Consider the following 23,788-nt stretch of genomic DNA (forward strand, 5'->3'; position numbering starts at 1 on the left):
CGACAGAGAAATACTGCGGCCTGCCGAGCAGCACCACCTGCGCTGCCGTGCGCGGTTTCGCGCGCTGGGACGTCATAGCGGAGCGGTCGTTCGTCATCCTGCGAAAAAGCGACGCAGAAAATCGTTCTGGAACTTGCCCTCCGGGTCGTAACGCTCCGCGAGCGCGACGAAGTCGTCGAAGCGTGGATATGCCGCCCGGACGACGGCCGGATCCATGGTGAAGAGCTTGCCCCAATGCGGCCGCGGCTGCAGCGGAGCGAGCGCCCGCTCGACCTCGGAAACCACCGGCCGGACCGCCTCTTCATCAGCGATCCAGGTGAAGTGAAACGCGACCGACGGCCGATGGTATGCCGGACTCAGCCAGAGCTCATCCGCCGCCACCGTGCGAATTTCGGAAATCTGCAGGACCGGCGCAATGCGGGAGCCGATGTGCCGCAGGGCGCGGTATGCCTCAACTGCGGCGGCGCGAGGGACGAAGTATTCGCTCTGCAGTTCGTCGCCGGCGCTGGGCGTGACGTCCAGACGGAAATGCGGCAACCGCTCATGCCACGGTCCGATCCGGCCGAGCTGCGGAGTGCAGTTCTCCGGGGGCATTCCGGGAACCGGGTTGTGGTCGCGTTCGGCCAACCGGCCGCCCCAGCGTCGCGCCGGTGGGTCCGGCCGGCCGGCGGCCACCCGCTCCTTCAGCCAGATCTGGCGGGCGGTGGGTGGATCCCAGGTGGTGAAAATGCTCACGCTGTACGCAGCAGAGGTGACATCGTCAAGGTCGGCGAAAACATTGTCAAGGGGGGCGTCCTCATATACCCACTGGCGCACGGTGAAAGTTGGTTCGGTAACCAGCTCGATTTCGGTGACGGCGCCCAGCGCACCGAGGTGGACCACGGCGCCGGGAAACTCCGGCGATTCGGCGGTCAGGTGAAAGACCCGGCAGGTGCCGTCGACGCCCGTCATGCCCGCCACGGCGGTGGCCAGGCAGCCGTTGCGGTCCCCCGAACCATGAGTGGCCGTCGCGCAGGCTCCGGCTATGGAGATGTGCGGCAGGGAGCCCACGTTCGCGAGGGCCCATCCCGCCTCGTGCAGCGGGAACGCCAGGTCGCCGTATCGCGTGCCGGCGCTCACGGCGGTTCGTCCCGGCATGACCCGCACCTCGCGGGGCAGGTGATCAAGGGAAATCAGGGTGCCGGTAGTGTCGGCGATCGGATTGAACGAATGTCCGGTGCCGAGGACCCGTACCTGATCAGACACCCGAATTATTTCGACGAGCTCGTCCAGATCACGGGGCTGAACGTAACGGCGCGGGCGGAACGCAATGTTTCCAGCCCAGTTGCGAAGCCTCGGTGCGGACACCTCGACATCATAGGCCGCTCGCAAGGACGCTGCGGCGGACGGCGTTACCTGCTCGCTTGGCGCCGGCGGTTGAGGAGTCCCGTCGCGACAACGCTTGCCGCCATCCACGCCGCGGCATAGCCGAAGGCAACGGCCGGGGAGACGGTTGCGTAGAGAATTCCGACGACGGCGGTCGCGACAAGGTCGCCCAGCGCCTGGACACCGCCGAGCACGCCGAATCCGCTGCCGCGCAACCGGTCAGGCAGCAGAGCGGCGAAGAGCGCCGATTGGGCGGTCTCGGCAAGCCCGATTCCCGCGCCGGCAAGGATGAAGGCCGCCAGCAGCCACCACCACGCCGCCACACCGACGGCGAAACCGGCGTAGGCCAGCACGTACAGCGCGCCGCCGGCGGCGAATGCCGGCGCGGGGCCCGCGTGGTCGACCCATCGCCCGGCGGCGAGGGCGACCACCGAACCGAACGCGTTGTGCGCCGCATAAATGAGAATCGCCAGACTCGCCGCAGCAGTCGCCGTTTCGCCGTGACCGGTGAGCACGTGGGTCGCCCGCAAGATGAGCAGGGTCGTCGCCACGTTGCCGAATTCGAAGAGCGCGATGGGCAAGAGCGCACGAATCACCCCGGCCTCGTGCAGAGCCCGCCAGGCGAACCGCGGTCGCTCCCGGCGCACGGAGTCACGGGCGCTGGCTTCGCGTGCCGCCACGCCAATCGCCACCGCGGCGAGAATTCCCGGCAGGAAAGCGACATAGAGCGCGTGGCGGATACCGATCCATGCCACCAGCCCGGCGGCAAGCAGCGGGCCAATGACCGCGCCGAGATTGTCACCGGCACGCTCCAGGCCGTACGCCCTCCCGTACGCGTGGCTGGGTGCCACCGACGCCAGCAGCGCGTCACGGGACGGGGAGCGGATGCCACGGGACGTCCAGGCGAGGGCACGCAGAACCCCAACCTGCCACACGGCCGTCGCCGCCCCGATAAGGCCGGTGGCCAACGCCGTTCCGAGATACCCTCCGGTGGCAAGCCGCCTGCGGCGGGCAGGATCGTTGGCAAGCGGGCCGCCGAGCAGTTTGGCTACGCCGGTCAACGCATCAGCGAACCCCTCAATCAGTCCGAGCGCAGCCGCCGAGCCGTGCAAGACGCCGGTGAGGAAGCTCGGCAAGACGGCGGTGGCGATTTCGTGCCCGGCGTCGCTGAAAAAGCTGGCCGCGCCCACACTGCCGACGCCCGGAGTGAGCCAACGCTGCTGCTCAACAGTGGTCGCCACGACGCTGCTCCTCCTCGGTATCCGTCAGATGCGCAGCGAGTAGTCGCTGCGGGTCCGGGTGAGATTCGGGTTGTAGTACGGGTCGTGGTCGACGTACGTCGCCCAGCGTCTGCGCAGCAGGCTCATCTGACGAGGGGCGGTTTTCTCGACCTCGGGCTCCGGCGCGTAATGGCAGAGCCGCACGTACGGCAAGAGGACCGTACGGTGGCCGCGTTGCCGCAGGCGCAAGCAGAAATCTGCGTCACCGATGGCGCCGCTGAGTTCATCGTCGAAACCACCGGCCGCATGGAAGGCCTGGCACCGCACCATGAGACACGTGCTGCTGACAGCGGCGACGTTCGACGGGATGAGAAGACGATTGAAGTACCCGGGGTGGTGGGCCGGGAAGCCGCGGAACGGGTGCCCGATTCCGCCTGCGATGCCAAGGACGAAACCGGCATGGTCGATCGTGCCGTCGGGGCGGAGCAGCACGGGGCCCACGGCACCGATCTCCTCACGCAGGGCGTACCCGGCCATTTCGTCCAACCAATCTGCTGTGCCGACGGCGACGTCCCCGTGCAGAAAAACGAGGAGGTCGCCGGATGCGCAGTCGGCGCCGTGGTTCATCAGCCGACTCCGGCGAGCCGGCGTGCGCAGGGATTCGACCCGAAATCGCTTCGGCTCCTGCGTGTGCCAGAAAGTCAGAAGGTCGCGAAGCTGTTCATCGTTACGGCCGTCGTGGACGACGATGACCTCGATGTTCGGGTACGCAGTCCGATCGAACAGTGCGCGGATGCAGTCAGGATCAATGACGCCGGTATTGGGTGCGGCGACCACGATGGAGATGAGCGGCTGGTTCGAGACGGCATAGTGGACGCGGAAATTTCCCCGCGCTTCCGTGATTTCCTCAACTGTCGCTACCGCTCCTCTGCGGTGCAATGCTTCGCGGATCGCACGGTGCGCGGCGGCGTATGCGTAGGGCTTTGCGTCGGCACTGGCGGCGGCGGATCCAGGATGTCGACGCCAGTGGTAGAGGACGCGCGGTATGTGGTAGATGCGATCGGTCTGTTCGGTGAGCCGCAGGACGAGGTCGTAATCCTGGCTGCCTTCGAAGCCGAGCCGGAATCCGCCGATCCGCCGGACAAGTTCGGTCCGATACACCCCGAGGTGGCAGGTGTACATGTGGGAGAGGAGCAGCTCGGGGGACCAGTCGGGTTTGAAGAACGGTTCTTGGCGTACGCCGTCCTCATTAATCTTGTCCTCGTCACTGTAGATCATGTCAGCATCGGGATGCTCGTTGAGCAAGGCGGCTACGTGGAGGAGGGCGTCGGGCGCGAGTTCGTCGTCATGGTCGAGAAGAGCAATGAAATCGCCCTGCGCGGCGTCGAGAGCGGAATTCGACGCCGCCGAAATATGTCCGTTCACCGGGCGGAAAATTGCCGTGATGCGGGCGTCCCGCGCTGCGTATTCCTCCAACACCTGCCGCACGTGGGGCGCACTCGACGCGTCATCAGCCAGGCAGAGTTGCCAGTAAGGGTAGGACTGCGCGAGAACCGAGTCGATGCAGCGGCGCAACCAGCGTTCGGCGGCGTTGTGCACCGGAACGAGTACGGAAATGGTCGGTGTCCGGCGGAGGCCGGCGATCGTGGCGCGCAGACGTTTCTGATCCGCGGCGCGCGCTTCGGATCTGCGGATCCAGACGGTGTACTGCCGGGCAAGCTCAGCCGGCGATGGTGCAACATCCGGCGGATAGCCCGGTGTGGCGAGGACGCGCGGCGCGCGCAGTCCGTCGGGTCCAATGAGAGCGCGGAGTTCGCTGAGCAGCACTGTGGTTCTACGGATGGTGGAACCCGGGAGGCTCAACCACCGGCGGTACAGCGCACGGGCGGGGAGCTCGAAACGGTGGACGCGTCGCACCGTCACGTCGTCGAAGGTGAAGCGGCCCGGCCGTTCCATCGGATCCAGACGCAGGCGGCAGGTGTCAGGGGGGAGGAAGAAGACGGCCCGCTGTTCCACTGGGCGGACGGTCGCAACCGTGCCGAGTTCGATGCAGTCCGCTTCGTGGAAACCCGCGCCACGGTCGAGGTACAGACGCATCCGCATGAGCTGCCGGCTGCCGGCGCGCATGCGGAATTCGACCCAGCCGCTGGGTATGTGCCCGGCGAGCAGGAATTGCGGATCGATGTCAACGGCTTCCCATTCGGGCGATTCCGGAGCCTGGCGGACGCCGGTGACCGGGACCAGTTGCACCGGGCTGGGTTTTTCTCCGCGCAGGGCGGTGATGGCGCCGAGGAGATGGCAGACCCGGCGGACCCCCTGGGTCAGTTTCTGCCGCACGGCCTGCCATCACCCCACTCGACGCCGGGCCGCAGGTCGGACGCGGCCGACACCCGATGTTATCGGTGGCCCATGCCTGCGACGGCGGCGAGCAACGCGATGAGAGCGGCAAGCATGTACGCGAGGTAGGCCTCGAGCCGGCCCGATTGCAGCCGTTTCACCCCAGCCACGACCCGGCGCGTCCACCGGATCAACGGCCGGTAGAGGAAGGCGCCGACCGCTTCGACGACGTCGCTGGTGTATCCAAGCTGGACGTCGCCCACTCCCCGCTGTCCCGACCCGGCCCGGCCGCCGGTCGCCGCTTCCAGCGCCCGCAGCTCCGTGCGCGTGAGCAGCAACCCGGCAAGCAGTTTCCGTGTCGGGTTGGTGTACCCGAACGCCGTGTACCGGTCATGGCCGGCCACCCCGCCGGTCGCCGATCGCCATGCCGGTACTCGGCGGACTCGAAGCATGGCCAGCCGGGATCCCGTCAAACCGATTCCGGCGGCCAGCGCGAGGAACCCGGGAAGAACGATCCACAGCCAGCTCGGGGAGAGGATCGAAAAGTCGGCGAAGACCGGCTGCAGCACCCATGGTCCGTTGAGCGCTTGCGTCACCAGGTCACGCCCGACGAGCGGATCCAGTCCGGCCGCGATGAAGCGGATCACCTCGGGCGCTATGGCGGCCGTCGCGAGGCAGACCAGGCTGAGTATTGCGACGGCTGATCCGCCAAGCCAGCCGAGATCACCGCGTTCTCTATTGGTTGCGGCTTGGCCGTTGCGCTTGCCCAGGACGACGAATCCGAAGAGCCGGACGAACGTCACGCCGGCAAAGCCGGTGGTCAGCGCAACGAGAGCACCCGCGACCGCCATCGCCACCTTGACGGCCAGGCCGGTGAGCCGGAACTGCTGCATGAGCGCCTCGAGGAGGAACCATTCGGAGACGAAGCCTGCGGTCAGCGGCAATCCCGCCAATGTGATCGAACCGATCGCGAGTCCCGCGCCGGAGGCCGGCAGTCGCCGTCCGATGCCGACCAGCTCGTCGAGGTCGTCGCTTCCGACGTGCCGCTCAGGACCGGCCGCCGATACGAAGAGCAGCGCCTTCGCCGCGGCGTGAGCGATGACCTGCAGCGTCGCGGCAAGCAACCCAACGGCGACCAGCCGGGGTTGGCCGACGTACCAACCGGCCAGCGCCACCCCGTAACCGGCGAGAATCAGCCCGGCATTCTCCACGCTGGAGTAAGCAATTACGCGCATCAGGTGCGTCTGAACCGCGGCATGCGCGATGCCCAGGATCGCGGTGATGCCGGCGACCACCAGGACGGCAACCACCAGCCAGACGGGTGGGCGTCCGAGCAGCGCCGCCGTCCGGTACAGACCGTAGAAGCCCACGTTGACGGCCGCGCCGGCAAGCAGCGCGCGGACCGGGCCGACCGCCGCGGCGTAGGTGGGCGGCACCCACACGTGAAACGGCAGCAGCCCAACCTTGCTCGCGAACCCGGCGACGAGCAGGGCGTACGCGATGTCGTGCCGCGGGCCGAGGTGGACGGCGAGGTCGGCGAACCGCCAGCCGCCGGGACCCTGTTGCGGCGCGGCCAGCAGCAGGAATCCCACCAGGAGCAGGCCACCGCCGATCTTCCCGAAGGAGAACGCGGTCATCGCCGCCCGACCGCCGCCGGAGCGCTGCGGCGCACCCGCGAGCAGGTAGAAGGCCAGCGACAGCAGCTCCCACCCGCCGACGAGGACGAAGACGTCGTCCGCTGCTATGACCAGTGCGGCGGCGGCCAGGAGGAGCGCGATGCCTCCGCCGATTCCGTGGCGGCGGAGCCCGCGTCTCGCCCACTCGGCGACCGCCAGCAGGACAGGGACGGCGACGCCGAAGCAGATCACCAGGAAGAGGCCGGCGAGGTGGTCGACCCGCAACCCGCCGACGGGCAGCGCGAGAAGGCGGTGGAGGTCGGCGGTCATCTGACGGCCGGTCATCGCGCGGGCCCCGAGAACGACGAAGAGCGCGGATCCGGCGGCCGCGAGAAGCGGGCCGCCCATCCGCGCCGGACCGACCCGGATCGGTACGACGAGATCCCAGACGATTGCCCCGGCCAAGCAGGCAAATCCAGCGATCAGCAGTTCGATCATTGCAACCGTCCCATGGCCAGGAGAAGCGCGTGCAACAGGGCGAACGGCGTAGGCGGCGAGCCGGGCACCCAGATGTCGACCCGTACGGGATCGCCGTCCGCGGCACCCGTGGCACCCGCCGAGTCCGGGGTCGCCGCGATGAGGTCGCCGATTCCCCCGCTGGTCGCGTACGTCGGATGGACCAACCCGCCGCTGATCGCATCGGTGCCCGCTGCGATGACGACCAACGGCCGCGGCGCGGCCTGGAGAGTTCGGGCCAGCGGCGCGGCCATTCCCCGCGACCCGACGCCGGTGACCAGCAGGACGTCGGCGTGCCGGGGGGATGCGGTAAAGAAAATCCCGAGCCGGTGGATGTCGTACACCGGATTGAGCAGGGCAAGGACCTCCCACTCATCGGCGCCGTCGGAACCGGCGTCCACGTGCCGGACATGGATGGATCGGCGCAGCAGCCGGGTCCGGCGGGCCAGCTCGGCGCGGACCGCAGCGAGGGCGTCGTCCGTTTCCGGGAGTGCGGGGACGACGAGGAGGTCCCGGTGCGCCGCCGGCGCAGGAATGGTGAACCGGAACCGCTCCGGATACTGCCGCACGCAGCGGTGACAGAGAATGCACCGACCCTGATCGACGTGGAGCCGGTCTCCGTCCCGGCTGATGGCGCCGGTTGGGCAGACCGCGGGGATTTCCGCCGGAACCGCCTCACCGGGTCGGTCGATGGGCGTGACCGCACCAGGGAACGTGTCGCGGTACGAGTCAGGGTGGGCCGGCCAGCGGCTGGTGACGCGGCGGCGACCACGGGTGAACCACGGCATTACAGCGCCACCCCCGCGATGGAGAGCCCGAAACTGGCTTCGATGAAGGGAAAATCCGTGAGGATATCGCCGGCGAAAACGTCGTGGAAGAGCACGAGGTTATGGAAGGACGCCGACCGCGGCGCACATCGGGAAATCCGCCCGTCGTCGCACTCCACGACATAAACGACCTCGCCCTGCGGCGCTTCCGCCCAACCGATGCCGCGGCCGCTGATCCGGTCGATGGCGGCAGGCACGTCGGCCGGCTCGGCGGTCGGAGCCGACAATGCCGCGATGTGTGCGACGGCCTGCCGGATGAGCTCCGCCGAACTGCGGATTTCCGACCACCGGATTTCCAGCCGTGCCAACGCATCGCCGGATCCGGAGGACACCGCCGGAAACTGCGGCAGATCGGAGTACTCGTCGTACGGCCGATGCCAACGGTCGTCGTCGTCGAAACCTGACGCCCGCCCGATCGGTCCGAGGGCGCCGTGCCGGCGGGCGAGTGCCGGGTCGAGTGGTCCGGTGCCGCGGAGCCGGTCGAGGAAAGACGGCGTCTGCATGAGCAAGTCGGCGTCCGCGAAGACCTCACGGAGAATGTCGTCCAGCCTGGTGAGCAGTGCGTTCGGGGAAATCGCTGGTTCGCAACCGATACCGCCGGGTACGACGACACCGCGGCCGAAGCGGCTGCCGCACGCGGCGCCGATAAGCCGCAGAATGCGCTCCTTGTGGTAGCCGAATCGGGACACGGCAACGGCCAGCCCGGCGGCGTCGGCGAGTTTCAGCGCGACGTCGAGGTGGTTGGCGATGCGTTCGAGTTCCGCGAAAATAACCCGCACCGACCGGTCCCGCGGTGACGGGATGACACCGGCGAGGTCTTCCACCGCATGGCAGAAGGCGAGCGCGTGCGCCACCGAGGCGATTCCCTCGACCCGTTCCGCCAGCAATACGCCGTCGGAGACGTCGAGGTCCTCGAAGCGCCGCTCGATGCCGCGATGCTTGGCGAAGACGCGGATGCCGACGTACGGAATGTCCTCTCCCGGGGTTTCGACGAGATACTCCACGGATTCATAGACACCGGAGCGGACGGGTCCGTGCGGAATGGTGAAGACGCCATGGCCGAGGACCCGCGACGGGATGGCCGCTTCGTCCGGGGTGAGCGGCGGTATCGCCGAGCGCTGTCCGGGCAGCGGACGCGGTTGTGCCTCACGGAGCGGAAGAATCAGCGGGTCGAGCCGCGGATGCCCGAGCGGTTCGAGGCCGAAGAGGTCGTGGATTTTCCGCTCATACCAACTGGCGGCCGGCACCACGGCGGAGAGCGCCGGGTAGCTGGTTGATCCGCGCGGAACCGCGACGTCGATGGCGTCGATGCTGCCGGCGCTGGCCAGAAGCGCCGTCAGCCGGAGGTCGGACTCCGGGGGAGCGGTGGCGAACAGGCTGGCGAATCGGTTCGAGGCGAGCCGGTCGAGGATGTTCGTCCGCCAGACGGCGATATCTGCGGTCAGCGGGGTCAGCGTCATCAGCCACCTCCGAGTTCTACGGCGCCGCGGGTGAGCAGGTCGATGAGGGACGCCGGAGGGTGCATCCCGAGCAGCACGAGAACAGCCAGTCCGAGCACCGGCGGGATCACGAGCCACGCGCTGAATTCGCGGCCCAGCCGGGGGGTCGGCCGATCCGGCGTCTTGGCGATGCTCTCGTCCGACGTCCGGCCGTCCGCCGCGTTGGATGACAATGAAGCGGACGCCGTGGTGATTCCGGCTTCGTCGGCGGGGAAAACCAGGGCGGTGGTCGTCCAGGTGAGACCGGCGAAGGCGAGGATGACGAGAGCGACGAGCACCGCGACGGTGCCGCTGTGGCCGGCGGCGAGTCCACCGGCGACGATATAGAACTCACTGCGGAAGATTCCAAACGGCGGCGCGGCGGCAAGGGCGAGTATCGCCAACAGGAAAAGCGGCGCGGACCAGGGGAGTACGGTGAAGCCGCGACGCATGGCGGTGAGATCCTTCGTTCCGAACGCGCGGACGAAAACCCCCGCCCCCATGAACGCGTTTCCCTTCGCTGCAGCGTGTGCGAGGACGTGCAGCAGAACGCCGACGACGGCAATGCGGGCGCCGAAACTCATGCCGACGGCAAGAATTCCCATGTGCTCAATGCTGGAATAGGCAAGCAAGCGTTTGATATCCCGTTGGTCGAGCAGGTACAGCGCCGCGAGGGCGAGCGACGCGATGCCGAAGGCGAGCAGGACCTGGCGGGGAAAAGCAGCGCCGAGGGTTGCGACGGCGACTTGGTAAAAACGGAGGATCGCGTAAAAGCTTACTGCGAGAAGCGAGCCGGAGAGCAGGGCCGAGACGGGTGTCGGCGCTTCGGAATGTGCATCGGGCAGCCAGGTGTGCACCGGAAAGAAGCCGACTTTCGTCCCGAAACCAAGGACGGCAAGGACGAATCCAAGCCGGACGGCCGTGTGCGGAAGTCCTGCGGAGTGCATGGTGAGGGCGTCGAAGGTGAAGGTGTAGGACGTGCCAAGCACCTGTGAGCCGGCGTAGTAGTAGAAAACCGTTCCGAAGAGGGCAAGGCCGAGACCGGCTGACGCGATGAGAACGTATTTCCAGGCGGCTTCCGTTGCGGCGTCGGTGTCGTCGATGGCGACCAGGAGCGCAGAAATGACCGTAGTGAGCTCGACCGCGACCCAAAGGAGGGTGAATCCGTTGACCATCGGCGCCGCCAGCAAGGCCCACGCGAAGAGGTTGATGCCGGCGAGGATGCGCCGGCAGTATCGACGGTCGACGTGCTCGGGCCGTAGATAGCCGATGGCGTAAAGCGCAACGGTGGCATACACAAGCGCGGTGGCAAGGAGAAAAATCGTGGAAACCGCGTCGACCCGGAGAAAACCGGCGGCGACGCTATGGGCACGCGTCGCGGTAACCAGCGCCAGGACCGCGCCGAAGGAGCCAACGCCGACACCCGCGGTGAGGATCCGGCCCGCTGTTGGGGGAGCGATGAGGCAGACACCGGCGGCGACGAACGGTACGACAAGGAGTGCAACAAGAAGTGTGCTCACGATCTCACCCCCGCAATCCACTGAGTTTCCGGGTGGAGAGCGACTGCCGGCGATTGTGATGAATGCGGATGAGGGCGCTGAACACCACAACGGCGACGAGCAGGTCGAAGAGCAGGACGACTTCAAGCAGGAACGGCATCGTCGCGGCGATGACCAGGCTCGCCAGTGAGACAGCGTTCTCCATCGAGAAGAAACCGACCGCCTGCGACACGACGTCCCGACGGAAAATCATGAGGATGAAGGCGACCAATACCGCCGCGACGGCCAGCGAGAGCGCGGTTCGCGGAAGAACGGCCGCGCGAATCGGCAAGCCGGCGGTGGCGAAGAAGCCGAATGCCGTCGCCAGGAGTGCGCACAGCGTCCGCGTCGCAACACCCAGGACGCCGCTGCCGGCGATGTCCGTACCGGTGTCGCGGAGCATGCGGCGCAGAACGGCAGGAACCGCGAGCACCTTCAACACCGCGGACAGTACGGCGAGGGCATAAAGGTCGGGTACGTTGCGTTGCTGCGCCGCAATGGCCGCGAGGACCGCGAGCAGCAGCGACTGCCCGGCGTACAAGCGGATCTGGGCCGGCAGGAGGGCGGCGCGGAGCATGCCGAACTCGGCGAGGAGAACGAGGACGGCGATGACGTCGGCGACGCCGTCAAAGACCGGCGGCGCCGGTGTTCCGGTCGGCATCAGCGGCGCCCTTTCGTCGTGGTGGGTGTGGTGCGCATCATCCGCCTCCCAGGTAGACGGTGAAAACGGCCAGTACAGCGAGAAGAAACGCGGCGGCGACAAATTCGCTGATTTTGAAGAGGCGGAGCTTGGCGAACGAATCGTCGATGACCGCCACACCGACGCCGACGAGGGCGGCCTTTCCGAGGAGGGCGAGGACGGCGAGAATGACGGCGGCGAGTGAGCCGTCGGAGGCCAGACCCCACGGTGCGACAAAGACATTGAGGAAGATGATGTACAGGATGAATTGTTTCATCGCCGCGCCCCACCGGAGCATGGCCAGGTAGGGCCCGGAGTGCTCGAAACTCCGCGCCTCTTCGATCATCCCGAATTCGTTCGTGCCGCTGTGCGTCTCGATCGGGATGCGGCCGGTCTCGTAGAGGATCACCAGGAAGAACGCGGCAGCGGCCAGCAGGTGCGCCGGGCGCACGATCTGACCCGCGCTCTGCCGCACGGTGGCCGCCAGCGCATACGGCAGGTCGGTGCTGGTGAGCAGTGCGACGGTGAAGACGACGAACAAGACGACCGGTTCCGTTATGGCGCCGAAGGTCTTCGACCGGCTCGATCCGAGCTGGGCGTATGGCGAGCCCGTCTCGGCGGCGGCAAGGGCCACCGCGAAACTGGCCAGCGCCAGGAGGAAGCCGCCGCCGAGAATGTCGCCCATGTAGCCGAGCGGCAGGCCGTAACTGGTGAGGACGGGAATGAGCAGCGGGATGGTGAGATAGCACACGAAAGCGACGAACGGTGCGGCAAGGAAAATCCAGCTCGCCTCCAGCGGTGCGAGTGACTCCTTGCGGAAGAATTTCACGATGTCGTAGTAGGGCTGGAGAATCCGTGGACCGCGCCGTCCTTGCAGCCGGGCCTCGAGACGCGCGATGAACCCGGAGAGGCCGGGCGCGGCCAGGGCCACCGTCCCGACCTGGAGAACCTGGAGGAGAACGGGGGAGAGCCGTGGATTCATCAGCGTGCACTCGTCGGGGTCGATGACGCGCAGCAGCGGGCGGGGAGTGCGCGGTGCGATGAGGAGATGCCGGGCATTGTTGCGCTCCTACCTCTCGACTCAACACGTGGCGCGCGCTGCGCGCGCCGCGGGGTTGGGAGGTAGGAGCCATCAGCCAGGTGACACTTCGCCGGTGTCGATCACACCGGTCAGGCGGACTCCATCGCCGTCATCAGGGTAACCGATGCCGACGTACGCTCAGCCATGGTGTCCATCGGACCGCTGCATCAGGTCGATGCCGCCGCGCAGGGCGCGGCCGGTGTGGTCGTGCATGGCGAACGTCAGCGGTGGTGACCAGCCGTGTCAGACGATGCAGATCAGTCAGCTGCAGGCTCGCCGGAGAGCGTTGCCGGTTCCGTCGTGTTTCTGGCGGATGTGCGGCTGCTGCGCGCCTTGAGCACTATTCTCCGGACGGCGGTCGATCTGCAGCGGGACGCAGCGCGGGTGATTGATGCCTGCTTGGAGCCGGGAGGCAAGACGGCCGACCTTGCGCGGCTGGGCGGCCGCGTCACCAGCGGCTATTTCCGCCTCCGCGAGCAGTTGCGCAGCATGCCGGACCACCCTTTGGTCCGGGAGGTGGATGCGTTGGTGAATTACCATCAGCAGATCGTCGAGCAGGCGATGCTCTTCGGATATCGCGGGTTCGACGCCGGTCGGGAGAAGGTGCTCCGCGGCTGGTCCGACCGGTTGGGCGCGCCGGCGCAGCGGCTGCGCGATGTGTACGTCGAGGTGCAGCGGCGGCTCGCCAATCGGGAATACCAGGACGGCGAACGCCCGGGGTAGTTGGCGCTGTCTTGGCCGCGGGCTCCGGCGGGACCGGCCGGTTTTTTCCGTCGTCCTCGTTGACACCTCAGCGTTGGTTTTCGGTCGCGGACCGGCCGGTTTCCGCGCCCGTCGCCGGAGCCGGCCGGCGGGCTTCACCGCGTGGTCATGCCGCGGCACAGCTCGATTGCGAGGACCCGGTCCAGATAGGCAAAGGTTTCGAACTTCGCGCCGTCGGGGAGCCGAGGGTCCGCGGCGGCGGCCCGGAGCAGATCGACTACCCGCGGCAGGTCCAGATCGTCCTCGAGTGCTTGCCGCGCCGCCTGGACATACTCGGCTGGCACCGGTGCGGACGGGCAGTCTGCCCAGGCCGCGACGGCGCTTCGCCACGCGGTGAGATCGGCCTGCGCCGCCGCCAGGTGCGAGTGGTCAAGGAGGACCGGCCGCGCATAGTGGCGGGCCGACAGCGCCAGGCGTTGCGCGAGGGGATCGGCGTCGCGCGGGAAGTTCCGCCAGGCGCCGGCGACCGCGACCGTTGGGACGTCGGCGCCGGGTGTCAGTGCATCCGCCGGTACGACGCGCAAGTGAGGGCGACCGAGCAGGACGTCGGCGCCGGGTGTCAGTGCATCCGCCGGTACGACGCGCAAGTGAGGGCGACCGAGCAGGACGTCGGCGGCCTCGGTGTCGGTCTCGACGACGTCGTGCGGAGGTGCGATGCCGAAGTCGTTGCACACGACGTTCAGCCAGGAGCGCGTGTGCGTCGGGGAAACCACGGCCGTTAGGACCTGAATCCCGGAGAGCTCACGGATTCGCCGGAGACTATCACCGACCAGCAGGACGCGGACGCCGGTGAGGTCGGCGGCGCTGTGCGGCTCGGGCGGCGTGACGACCATGCGGAGCACCGCACTCCCGCCGACGGCGACGAGCCGCCGGGTCACGGCGTCCCGGAGCTGGAGCACGGTCCCACGGTAGCGAGACCGGCACGTGCCGGAATCTTTCGCTTAGGACCGATCCCCGCGGTCGTTGCGCCGGGACCGGTCCCGGCGCCGTCTTCGCTCAGGACCGATCCGTCCGTCGTCTCTGTGTCAGGGCCGATCGAGCCGCCGCGGGTAGACTGAACGCGGCGATGAAGCCCGCCGACAATGCGCCGCCCGGCTGATGGCTTCTACCGAGTTCGGTGGAGGTCGTCATGACGGTGCTCAAGGAGCGGGCCGCAAAACCGAGTGTTCTCTTCGTCGACCCGACGGCGTTGGCGGCGGTCGACGAGCAGCCCGAGTTCTTCAAGGACCTCCATCTCGACGAGATCCTGGACGTGATTCTCGCTGGATACGAAGAATATGGGCTGCGGCCGTTGTTCTACCAACCGTTAGGTGACGTCGACGCCGTCCGGTATCGGCACGAGGTCTTCCGGGATCTTCAGGATGCGGGCATCCGCGAAGCGGTTGACGCGTTCACCGCTGCTCTGCGCGACATGCGCAACGCCTTCGCGATGAGCGAAAAACTCTCTTACCCGCAGCAGAAACAACGGTGGTTCCTCGACGCTGCTTTGATCTACTGTAACGCCGTTGCCTCATTGGCGCGTCGATTCTCCCGGATGCCTCTCGGCTCACGAGGACTTCAGGCACTTGCCGATTACCTTCAGGGTTACGTCGCATCGCCGGCGTTTACCCGTCTTGCCCGCGACGCCCGGTCCGTGAGCGATGCGCTGGCCGGCGTTCGGTATGCGGTGCATATCAAGGGGAGCCAGGTGCGCGTGCAGCGCTATGCCGGGGAGCCGGAGTACAGCGCCGAGGTGACCGAGACGTTCGCCCGATTCCAGCAGCGGACCGGCGCCGATTATCGGGTCACCTTCAGCGAATCCGCATACATGGATCACGTCGAGGCGCGCATCGCGGATCTCGTGGCTGCGCTGTACCCGGCTGAGTTCACCGCCCTTGTGACGTTCACCGAGGTGCACGCGGATTTCCTGGATCCGGTGGTGGCGGCCTTTGACCGCGACATTCACTTTTACCTGGCGTATCTGCGGCATGTGGAGCGGCTAACGCGCGGGGGACTGCCGTTCTGCTATCCAGAACTGTCGACGACGTCGAAGGAAACCGTGGTCCGCGGCGGTTACGATCTCGCTCTTGCCATGACGCGTGACGGAGAGCCCGGCGCCATCGTGGGCAACGATTTCTCGCTTGACGGCGGGGAGCGCGTCATCGTGGTGACCGGACCCAACAGCGGAGGGAAGACGACGTTCGCCCGCATGTTCGGACAGGTGCACTACCTTGCGAGTCTCGGTCTGCCGGTGCCGGCGCGCGCGGCTCGGCTGTTCCTTCCCGATCGGGTCTTTACGCACTTCGAACGGGAGGAGCAACTTGCGACTCTGCGCGGCAAGCTGGACGACGAACTTGTCCGGCTGCGGGACATCCTGGCGCATGCCACCGCCAGGAGCGTCATCGTGATGAATGAGAGCTTCTCTTCGACGGCGTTGCGGGATGCGCGTTACCTCGGCGCCGAAATTCTGCGCCGTGTCCTCGGGCTGGACGCCATCGGCGTTTACGTGACCTTCGTCGACGAGCTTGCCTCGATCGACGGGAGGATCGTGAGCATGGTCGGGATCGTCGATCCCCGCGACCCGGCCCGGCGAACGTACCGGTTCGAGCGCCGTCCCGCAGACGGCCGGGCGTACGCCCTCGCTGTTGCGGCGAAATACGGTCTGACATACGAGCAGCTTCGCCGGCGGGTGGCGTCGTGAAAGTCTTTCTCATGCACCCGGAGCAGGATTTCGATCCGCAGGCTCAGTTGCCGGAGCATGCCGACGACCTGATCCGTGACCTGGAACTGGAGACCCTCCTGGCGGCTATGGCGGGCGGTGACGATTATCTGCTGACTGTCGCCCGCGCGGGTGTCCTGCATCCTCTCGCCGATCCCGCCGTGATCCGCTATCGTCAGGAAATTCTCGCCGACTGCCTGCGCCATCCCGACGCCCTCCGGGCCTTGTATCACCTTGCCGCCGAGGCCGTCGCCGCGGAAAAGAAGATCTGGCGGACCTTCTGGAAGTCGCCGGACATCATCCTGCATCGAGCCCTCGAGGTGATGGGTGTTTTCCTCGGCTATATTCGGCGGTTGCGCACACTCACCGATACGTACGCCGAGATGTTCTCCGCCCCGGGTCTTCAGCGGTTCATGCGTATGGTCGGCGAGGAACTCTCCGACGAGTACCTCCAGCGGGTCGAGAATCATCTGGCGGAGCTCTCTTTCCGGCGCGGCGTCCTGCTCAGCGCCCGTCTCGGCCGGGGAAATAAAGGGGAGGACTACACGCTGCATCGGTACACGGAGCGCAGCCTTCTGCAGAGGATTGCTTCGGGCGAGCGCCGCGCTGCGGGTTACACCTTCCGCATTCCGGACCGCGACGAAGCGGGTCATCGGGCGCTGTCGGAATTGCGCGGCCGGGGACTGAACGTGGTTGCGGACGCGCTTGCCCGGTCCGCCGACCATGTGCTCTCGTTCTTTGCGGCTCTCCGCGCCGAGCTGGGTTTTTACCTCGGCTGCGTGCAATTGGCGGAACGGCTTGCGTCGCTCGGCTGCCGGTGGTCGTTTCCCGATGTGCACCAGCCGTCGGCCCGCCGTTTCCACGCGCGACATCTGTACGACGTCTGCCTCGCCTTGACGATCGGCGGGCCGGTGGTCGGCAATGACGTCGACGCGGACGGGAAACTTCTCGTTCTGGTGACGGGACCCAATCAGGGCGGGAAGTCGACGTTCCTGCGCAGTGTCGGACTGGCCCAGTTGCTCATGCAGGCTGGGATGTTCGTTCCCGCCGACGCGCTGGACGCGAGCGTCGCCGGGGGAATTTTCACGCATTTCAAACGCGAGGAGGATCCGGCTCTGCGTGGCGGAAAGCTCGAGGAGGAGCTCGCCAGGATGAGTGCGATCGCCGACCGCGTGCACACCGGCTCGGTCGTCTTGTGCAATGAGTCGTTCAGTGCCACCAATGAACGCGAAGGGTCGGAGATCGCCCAACAGGTCATCGATGCATTCATGGACTGCGGCGTCCGCGTCTTCTTCGTGACGCATTTGTACGACCTGGCGCGCCGGTACAGCGAGCGGCAGGACCGGCGGGTGCTGTTCTTGCGGGCGGAGCGACTGCCCGACGGACGGCGCACCTTCCGGATGATCGTCGGTGCACCGGAGCCGACGAGTCACGCGGCGGACTCCTACCGCCGGATTTTCGGCCTCTGATACGGCCGGACCCGCCGAGGTCTCTGACGCGGCCGGACCCGCCGAGGTCCCTGACGCGGTCGGACCGGGCGACGGTCGCCGCACGGCGAACCCGGACGGCGGCGCTCCTATACTTGGCGGGTGATCCGGCGGGCCGGTGCGCCGGCGGGAGGCGGGTGCAGCCGCCACGCCACTGGGAGTTGACCGGCAGCCCCGGGTCACCGGTTCCCATCTGATCGAAGGACGTCTGTGAAGAGCGCAGTTGAGACTCTGAGCCCCACGCGTGTCAAGTTCACCGTCGAAGTCGGCTTTGACGAGCTCCAGCCCACGGTTGCCGCGGCCTACCGCAAGGTGGCGGAGCAGGTCCGGGTGCCGGGGTTTCGGCCGGGGAAGGTCCCGCCGCCGATCATCGACCGTCGGATCGGCCGTGGTGTCGTGCTCGAGCAAGCGCTCAATGACGCGATTCCGCAGTTCTACGGACAGGCCGTTGACGAAGCGGCGGTTGCGGTGATCAGCCAGCCCGAGATCGAGGTGACGAACTTTGCGGACGGCGAGGGGCTGACCTTCACGGCCGAAGTCGACGTCCGGCCGACCATCGAACTGCCGGACCCGGAGAGCATCACCGTCACCGTCGATCCCGTGACGGTCTCCGACGCGGACGTGGACGCCGAGCTCGCCGCCCTTGCCGACCGGTTCGCAACCCTCAAGCCGGTCGACCGGCCGGCGCGCCGCGGCGACTTCGTCACCATCGACATGACGGTGCGCCTGGACGGCGAGGTGCTCGAGGACGGCACGGTGACCGGCGCCTCGTACGAGGTGGGCAGCGCCCAGCTCGTCGAAGGTCTCGACGAGGCGCTCGAGGGGCTCACCGCCGGCCAGTCCGCGGAATTCGACGCGCCTCTCGCCGGACCCTACGCCGGGCGCACGGCGCGGGCCGAGGTCACCGTCCGCGCGGTCCGGGAGAAGCAGGTGCCGGCGCTCGATGACGCATTTGCCCAGCAAGCCAGCGAATTCGACACCCTCGAGGAGCTGCGCGCCCACATCCGCGAGCGCATCGGTCGGACCCGGCGGATCCAGCAGCACGTGCAGGCCCGCGAACGCCTCCTGCAGACCCTGCTCGATTCCCTCGACATTCCCGTTCCGGAGCGGATCGTTGACGCCGAAGTACGGTCGAGAGCCGAGCAGTTGCGCCGCTATGCCGAGGCCCGCGGCATGGACGCCGAAGGCCTGCTGGCCCAGCAAGGGGAGAGCCTGCACGACCACGAGGCGCACGTGCGCGCCGATGTGGAGCGCGAACTGCGGGTGCAGTTCCTCCTGGACACCGTCGTCGCGCGTGAACAGCTGCAACTGCAAGAGGCGGAGCTCACGGACTACTTGATTCAGCGGGCCACCCGGCTCGGCGTGAGTCCCGACGACTATGCCAATCAATTGGTGCGGACCAACACCGTGCCGCTGGCGGTGGCGGATGCGCTGCGCGGCAAGGCGCTGACCTACCTTCTCCAGCGGGTCCGCGTCGTCGACACCACCGGCGCACCGGTGAACCTGGAGGGGGGCTCGACGCCGGCTGCCGAGGCGGAGCCGGCGGTAAGCGAAGCCTGATACTGCCCGGTCGCTGTTGCCGCAGACGTCCGCGATGCTGTTGCGGTGACCGTCCGCCTGTGCCCACATCCCGCGCCTGCGCCGTCAGCGAACCGAATGGGACCGTCCGGTGCGGGACGACGACCCCCATGCCGCGCCTGCGCCGTCAGCGAAACCGGCGGCTCCGCCCGGCCGGGATGCCGGTCCGCCGGTTAGGGTCGGAACTCGACGCGATTCCCCGGTCTCCATCCGGAGGGCCGTGTCAGCGTCCGATCGAGACAGTGATGGGACAGGTGAGAAGTGATCGTCGATCCCTCCGTCGCGCGTTCGGAGTCCGGCTCTCCGATCGGCGTACCGGGCATTCCGACCGCCGCGCTCCCGCCGTCCGGCGCATCCGCTGAGGATGACGTCTTCAACAAGCTGCTGCGCAACCGGATTCTGTTCCTCGGCACGGTGGTCGACGACGCCCTGGCGAACAAAATCTGCGCACAGCTGCTGCTGCTTGCCGCCGAGGATCCGGATCGCGATATTTACCTGTACATCAATTCACCCGGCGGCTCGGTGGACGCCGGCATGGCGATTTACGACACCATGCAGTACGTGCAGTGCGATGTCGCTACCGTCGCGCTCGGGTTGGCCGCGTCCATGGGGCAGTTCCTCCTCTGCGCTGGCGCCAAAGGGAAGCGGTACGCGCTGCCGCATGCGCGGATCATGATGCATCAGCCGCTCGGCGGCATCGGCGGTACGGCGTCGCTCATCGCCATTCAGGCCGAACAGATGCTGTACGCCAAGCGCACGCTGCAGCAGCTCATTTCCCAGCACACCGGGCAGCCGATTGAACGCATCGAGCGGGACTCCGACCGGGAACGATGGTTCTCCGCGGAGGAGGCGAAGGAGTACGGCTTCATCGACCACGTCGTTCGTAGCTCCCGCCAGGTGCCTACCGAGACGACGTCGGTCTCCTAAGAGGAGGGGTGGCGAGGATGCGCGTCGAGCATGCCGGCGAATTGTGGGTGCCGCGGAGTGCGGGCGACGGCCCGGGACGGCGGTTGACCGGGGAGCGGCCGTCGTCGCGGTACATCGTCCCGGAATTCCGGGAGCGCACCAGTCAGGGTGACCGAATTCACAATCCGTACACCAAGCTCTTCGAAGAGCGCATCATCTTCCTCGGCGTCCAAATCGACGACATCTCGGCGAACGACGTGATGGCCCAGCTGCTGACCTTGGAGTCGATGGACCCGGACCGCGACATCCAGCTCTACATCAACTCACCGGGCGGGTCGTTCACCGCACTCACCGCGATCTACGACACGATGCAGTTCATCCGGCCCGAGGTGCAGACGATTTGCATGGGCCAGGCGGCGTCCGCGGCCGCCGTCCTGCTGGCCGCCGGCACGAAGGGCAAGCGGATGGCCCTGCCGAATTCCCGGATTCTCATCCATCAGCCGTACAGCGAGGCGGGCGGTCAGGCCAGCGACCTGGAGATCGCCGCCCGCGAGGTGCTGCGGATGCGCCGCCTCCTCGAACACCTGCTCGCCAAGCACACCGGCCGCAGCGAGGAGCAGATCCGGCAGGACATTGAGCGCGACAAGATTCTCACTGCTGAGGAGGCGGTGGAGTACGGCATCATCGACGAGGTGATCACCACCCGCAAGCTCTCCCTCGTGGGCTCCTCGGCCGCGGCGGCGCGCTAGTCCAGCCGGGCGAACCCGGCGTCACGCCGTTCGGATTCGTCCGGGACACGCCGAAGGAGACTGCGCAGCCAGCTTCCGGGCGGTACCGTCGGAGATGCTGGGGGTAGCAAGAACAGACCGGCTCGCAAGAGCCCTGAGCAGAAAGACGGAACCGTGGCACGACTCGGCGACGGCGGTGACCTGCTCAAGTGTTCGTTCTGCGGCAAGAGCCAGAAGCAGGTGAAGAAGCTCATCGCGGGTCCCGGCGTCTACATCTGCGACGAGTGCATTGATCTCTGCAATGAGATCATCGAAGAGGAGCTCTCCGAGTCGCACGAGCCGAAGTTCGACCAGCTGCCCAAACCCCGGGAGATCTGCGAATTTCTCGATCAGTACGTTATCGGTCAAGAGACCGCAAAGAAGGCGTTGTCCGTCGCCGTCTATAACCACTACAAGCGGATCCAAGTCGGTGGTTCCAGCCGCAGCAGCAATGATTCGGTGGAACTTGCCAAATCGAACATCCTGCTCATCGGCCCGACCGGCTGCGGCAAGACGTACCTCGCCCAGACCCTCGCCCGGATGCTCAATGTACCGTTCGCGATCGCGGATGCGACGGCGCTCACCGAAGCCGGTTACGTGGGTGAGGATGTCGAGAACATCCTGCTCAAATTGATCCAGGCCGCCGATTACGACGTGAAGCGGGCCGAGACCGGCATCATCTACATCGACGAGATCGACAAAATCGCCCGCAAGAGTGAGAATCCGTCGATCACCCGCGACGTCTCTGGCGAGGGGGTCCAGCAGGCTCTGCTGAAGATTCTCGAGGGGACGACGGCCTCGGTGCCGCCCCAGGGCGGGCGCAAGCACCCGCATCAGGAATTCATCCAGATTGACACCACCAACATTCTCTTCATCGTCGGGGGCGCCTTCGCCGGTCTGGAGAAGATTATCGAGGCGCGGATCGGCAAGAAGGGCATCGGTTTCACCGCTACCTTGCACGGTAAGCGGGATCTCAACACTGCTGACATCTTCTCCCACGTCATGCCGGAAGACCTTTTGAAATACGGCATGATCCCAGAATTCGTCGGCCGCCTTCCGGTCATCACGACGGTGACAAGTCTCGATCGCGAGGCGCTCATTCGCATTCTCACCGAACCGAAGAACGCGCTGGTGCGGCAATATCAGCGGCTGTTCGAGTTGGATTCGGTCGACTTGGAATTCACGGACGACGCGCTCGAGGCCATCGCCGATCAGGCCATTCTGCGCGGCACCGGGGCGCGCGGGCTGCGGGCCATCATGGAAGAAGTTCTTCTGTCTGTCATGTACGACATCCCGAGCCGAACGGACGTCGCCCGGGTCGTCATCACCCGCGACGTCGTGCTCAACAACGTGAACCCGACGCTGGTGCCGCGGGATTCGGTGGTCGCCAAACGCGAGCGGCGCGAGAAGACCGCTTAGTCCGCTTAGCTGGCGTGGCCGGTACGGTTTAGCCGGCGTGGCGCGTTAGCCGGTTTAGCCGGTGCGGCGCTGCCCGGCCGCCGTGCCTCACTGCTCGACCTGGTGGCGGATCGTGCTTGCCGTGGCGATGTTCGCGGTCGTGTTCGTGCCGTAGACGGTGACGATGACGACGGCGCCGCGGTCGACGGCGATGCACTCCGTCCCGGCTTTGCCGCCGCGGAGTGCGCCGCACCACCACTGACCGGTTGCCGGGTCGCCCGAGGAGAGTTGTCGAAGTGTCGCGGCTTGCCCCTGGGCGGCGAGCGTCTTGTTGATGACCGTGACCAACCGGATTTGGTCATCGGTGGTCTTCACCGATGCGGTGGACGGTATGGCACCGGCAATGACGACCGCCCGAGGTCCCGTGCCGTACACCGCGAATCCCGCCGCGGACAGCGCGGGCGATGCGGTGCGGAGCTTTGCGACCTGGGCCCGCACTGGGTCGACGAGCGCCGTGTCGGTAACCCGAGGTGCACTGCCCAGCTTGACCGGGAAGCTGATCGTCGCCGGTGTTGCCGTCGAACCGTGGTGCAGCACGTATTTCGGCACGAGGTAGTAGCCGCCGGCGGCCAGGACGACGACCGCCGCTGCAATGAGCGCGCCGAGGCGGCGCCGTTTTGCCGGCGCAATGGATTGGCCGGGCTGTTCCGGCGGGTTGGCCTCGGCGGTAACGGTTGGTGCATCGGCCGGTGGCACAGCGGCGTACGACGGCGGCGCCGAAGCGGCGGTGTAACCGGCAGGCGCGGCCGCGTAACCGGTAGGCGGCGCGTACCCGGCCGATGCGGCGGCGTACCCGCCCGGCGCCGCAGCGTACCCGGGGCTGGACGGCGATCCCGGGGTCACGTACCCAGGCACGGCGCCGGGTGCCTGGGGGACCGGACCGGGTGTCGGATATCCCGGGGTGGCGGCGGGTGTGGTCCCGGGGGGAGAGTATCCGGCGGGTGTGGTCCCGGGGGCTGGATATCCGGCGTAGCCGGCGGGTGTGTACCCCTGGGCGTAACCGGCGGGACCGTATCCGGGTTGCGTGGACGGGTAAGCCGGCGGCGCGGCGTACGCGGGTGGCGCGGACTGGTAGTCCTGCGCGCTGATCGGGACGCCGCCGCCGGGCGTCGCACCGCCGACGGGTGCAGCGCCGGGTGCCGTCGGCGCCGGAGTCGGCGCAGTGCCAGGGGGAACCGAGCCGGGAACCGAGGCCGGGGTTGGTCCGCCGGGAGGTGTCGGCGGGACGGCGGCCGCTGGGGCGGCCTGTGACGCGTCGTCAGTCACCTTGCCGCGGCCGCGCTGGTCCTTGCGGGTTCGGCCGCGGCCGGGCAACACCGTGATCGCGTAAGGAGACTGAAACGTGTCGTCGAGATGCTTGTCCTTCATCACGGTCCTCGATTCGTGCCATTTGCCCGTTGAGGTCCTCGGCCGGTTCCGCGTCGGCCTTGACTCGACCGACACCTTCCGGCGGCCACGAACCGCATGGATCTCCA

General features: G+C 67.2%; 18 protein-coding genes and 2 riboswitches. Of the genes, 7 read left to right on the forward strand and 11 right to left on the reverse strand.

From position 1 onward, the window contains the following. Window positions 1-93: 93 nt before the first annotated feature. The 9 genes from ACEL_RS03725 to ACEL_RS03765 are packed head-to-tail and all read right to left on the reverse strand — an operon-like array spanning window position 94 to window position 12,558. Window positions 94-1,347, reverse strand: a complete 1,254-nt coding sequence (locus ACEL_RS03725) for a D-arabinono-1,4-lactone oxidase (protein WP_011719559.1) — start codon at window positions 1,345-1,347, stop codon at window positions 94-96. Between the two features lie 44 nt (window positions 1,348-1,391). Further along, window positions 1,392-2,606, reverse strand: coding sequence for an MFS transporter (locus ACEL_RS03730; protein WP_011719560.1), 1,215 nt, complete (start codon window positions 2,604-2,606; stop codon window positions 1,392-1,394). A gap of 24 nt (window positions 2,607-2,630) precedes the next feature. Further along, window positions 2,631-4,922: a glycosyltransferase gene (locus ACEL_RS03735; protein ID WP_049751365.1), complete on the reverse strand. Its 2,292-nt coding sequence runs from the start codon at window positions 4,920-4,922 to the stop codon at window positions 2,631-2,633. Between the two features lie 59 nt (window positions 4,923-4,981). After that, on the reverse strand, window positions 4,982-7,036 hold the full coding sequence (locus ACEL_RS03740; RefSeq protein ID WP_011719562.1) for a proton-conducting transporter transmembrane domain-containing protein: 2,055 nt from the start codon (window positions 7,034-7,036) through the stop codon (window positions 4,982-4,984). After that, window positions 7,033-7,842, reverse strand: coding sequence for an NADH-quinone oxidoreductase subunit B family protein (locus ACEL_RS03745; protein ID WP_011719563.1), 810 nt, complete (start codon window positions 7,840-7,842; stop codon window positions 7,033-7,035). The genes ACEL_RS03740 and ACEL_RS03745 overlap by 4 nt, the downstream gene beginning before the upstream one ends. Further along, entirely contained in the window at window positions 7,842-9,341 is a 1,500-nt protein-coding gene (locus tag ACEL_RS03750; RefSeq protein ID WP_011719564.1) for an NADH-quinone oxidoreductase subunit D, read from the reverse strand. Before ACEL_RS03750 ends, ACEL_RS03745 begins: the two co-directional genes overlap by 1 nt. Further along, complete coding sequence (locus tag ACEL_RS03755; RefSeq protein ID WP_011719565.1) at window positions 9,341-10,879, reverse strand: proton-conducting transporter transmembrane domain-containing protein; 1,539 nt, start codon at window positions 10,877-10,879, stop codon at window positions 9,341-9,343. Before ACEL_RS03755 ends, ACEL_RS03750 begins: the two co-directional genes overlap by 1 nt. Before the next feature lie 4 nt (window positions 10,880-10,883). Beyond that, entirely contained in the window at window positions 10,884-11,558 is a 675-nt protein-coding gene (locus tag ACEL_RS03760; RefSeq protein ID WP_011719566.1) for a hydrogenase, read from the reverse strand. A 37-nt stretch (window positions 11,559-11,595) separates the two neighbouring features. Continuing rightward, complete coding sequence (locus ACEL_RS03765) at window positions 11,596-12,558, reverse strand: respiratory chain complex I subunit 1 family protein (protein WP_011719567.1); 963 nt, start codon at window positions 12,556-12,558, stop codon at window positions 11,596-11,598. Between the two features lie 134 nt (window positions 12,559-12,692). Further along, window positions 12,693-12,774: riboswitch (Fluoride riboswitch) on the reverse strand. 123 nt (window positions 12,775-12,897) lie between these two features. On the opposite strand from ACEL_RS03765, the gene ACEL_RS03770 reads away from it, so the two are divergent. Continuing rightward, window positions 12,898-13,380, forward strand: a complete 483-nt coding sequence (locus tag ACEL_RS03770) for a hypothetical protein (RefSeq protein WP_011719568.1) — start codon at window positions 12,898-12,900, stop codon at window positions 13,378-13,380. A 134-nt stretch (window positions 13,381-13,514) separates the two neighbouring features. Here ACEL_RS03770 and ACEL_RS03775 read toward each other — a convergent pair whose 3' ends face one another. Beyond that, window positions 13,515-14,318: a hypothetical protein gene (locus tag ACEL_RS03775; protein ID WP_049751366.1), complete on the reverse strand. Its 804-nt coding sequence runs from the start codon at window positions 14,316-14,318 to the stop codon at window positions 13,515-13,517. A 154-nt stretch (window positions 14,319-14,472) separates the two neighbouring features. Beyond that, window positions 14,473-14,534: riboswitch (Fluoride riboswitch) on the forward strand. Between the two features lie 14 nt (window positions 14,535-14,548). Here ACEL_RS03775 and ACEL_RS03780 point away from each other — a divergent pair. The 6 genes from ACEL_RS03780 to clpX all read left to right on the forward strand — a co-directional run bounded on the left by ACEL_RS03780 (window position 14,549) and on the right by clpX (window position 22,274). After that, the gene (locus ACEL_RS03780) at window positions 14,549-16,099 is read left to right on the forward strand and encodes a MutS-related protein (protein WP_011719570.1); all 1,551 of its coding nucleotides are present in this window, start codon (window positions 14,549-14,551) and stop codon (window positions 16,097-16,099) included. Beyond that, window positions 16,096-17,586, forward strand: a complete 1,491-nt coding sequence (locus ACEL_RS03785; protein WP_011719571.1) for a MutS-related protein — start codon at window positions 16,096-16,098, stop codon at window positions 17,584-17,586. The genes ACEL_RS03780 and ACEL_RS03785 overlap by 4 nt, the downstream gene beginning before the upstream one ends. Before the next feature lie 228 nt (window positions 17,587-17,814). Continuing rightward, entirely contained in the window at window positions 17,815-19,164 is a 1,350-nt protein-coding gene (gene tig, locus ACEL_RS03790; protein WP_011719572.1) for a trigger factor, read from the forward strand. Between the two features lie 339 nt (window positions 19,165-19,503). After that, the gene (locus ACEL_RS03795) at window positions 19,504-20,109 is read left to right on the forward strand and encodes an ATP-dependent Clp protease proteolytic subunit (protein WP_169303224.1); all 606 of its coding nucleotides are present in this window, start codon (window positions 19,504-19,506) and stop codon (window positions 20,107-20,109) included. Between the two features lie 17 nt (window positions 20,110-20,126). Beyond that, complete coding sequence (locus ACEL_RS03800; protein ID WP_011719574.1) at window positions 20,127-20,837, forward strand: ATP-dependent Clp protease proteolytic subunit; 711 nt, start codon at window positions 20,127-20,129, stop codon at window positions 20,835-20,837. Window positions 20,838-20,990: 153 nt separating this feature from the next. Next, a complete protein-coding gene (clpX, locus tag ACEL_RS03805) occupies window positions 20,991-22,274 on the forward strand; it encodes an ATP-dependent Clp protease ATP-binding subunit ClpX (protein ID WP_011719575.1) in 1,284 nt (427 codons plus the stop codon). An 87-nt stretch (window positions 22,275-22,361) separates the two neighbouring features. On the opposite strand, the gene ACEL_RS03810 is transcribed toward clpX, so the two are convergent. Then, window positions 22,362-23,681 carry a hypothetical protein gene (locus ACEL_RS03810; RefSeq protein ID WP_011719576.1) on the reverse strand — a complete coding sequence of 440 codons (1,320 nt, stop codon included), beginning with the start codon at window positions 23,679-23,681 and terminating at the stop codon, window positions 22,362-22,364. Window positions 23,682-23,788 lie beyond the last annotated feature (107 nt).

Origin of the sequence: Acidothermus cellulolyticus 11B (genome assembly GCF_000015025.1) — a bacterium.
Lineage (GTDB): Bacteria > Actinomycetota > Actinomycetes > Acidothermales > Acidothermaceae > Acidothermus > Acidothermus cellulolyticus.

What these genes read in the sequence shown, in the direction of transcription:
- ACEL_RS03765 (WP_011719567.1), bottom strand. Translation starts at nt 12,558, where the DNA reads ATGAATCCACGGCTCTCCCCCGTTCTCCTCCAGGTTCTCCAGGTCGGG.
- ACEL_RS03760 (WP_011719566.1), bottom strand. Translation starts at nt 11,558, where the DNA reads ATGCCGACCGGAACACCGGCGCCGCCGGTCTTTGACGGCGTCGCCGAC.
- ACEL_RS03750 (WP_011719564.1), bottom strand. Translation starts at nt 9,341, where the DNA reads ATGACGCTGACCCCGCTGACCGCAGATATCGCCGTCTGGCGGACGAAC.
- ACEL_RS03800 (WP_011719574.1), top strand. Translation starts at nt 20,127, where the DNA reads ATGCGCGTCGAGCATGCCGGCGAATTGTGGGTGCCGCGGAGTGCGGGC.
- ACEL_RS03810 (WP_011719576.1), bottom strand. Translation starts at nt 23,681, where the DNA reads ATGAAGGACAAGCATCTCGACGACACGTTTCAGTCTCCTTACGCGATC.
- ACEL_RS03740 (WP_011719562.1), bottom strand. Translation starts at nt 7,036, where the DNA reads ATGATCGAACTGCTGATCGCTGGATTTGCCTGCTTGGCCGGGGCAATC.
- ACEL_RS03745 (WP_011719563.1), bottom strand. Translation starts at nt 7,842, where the DNA reads ATGCCGTGGTTCACCCGTGGTCGCCGCCGCGTCACCAGCCGCTGGCCG.
- ACEL_RS03780 (WP_011719570.1), top strand. Translation starts at nt 14,549, where the DNA reads ATGACGGTGCTCAAGGAGCGGGCCGCAAAACCGAGTGTTCTCTTCGTC.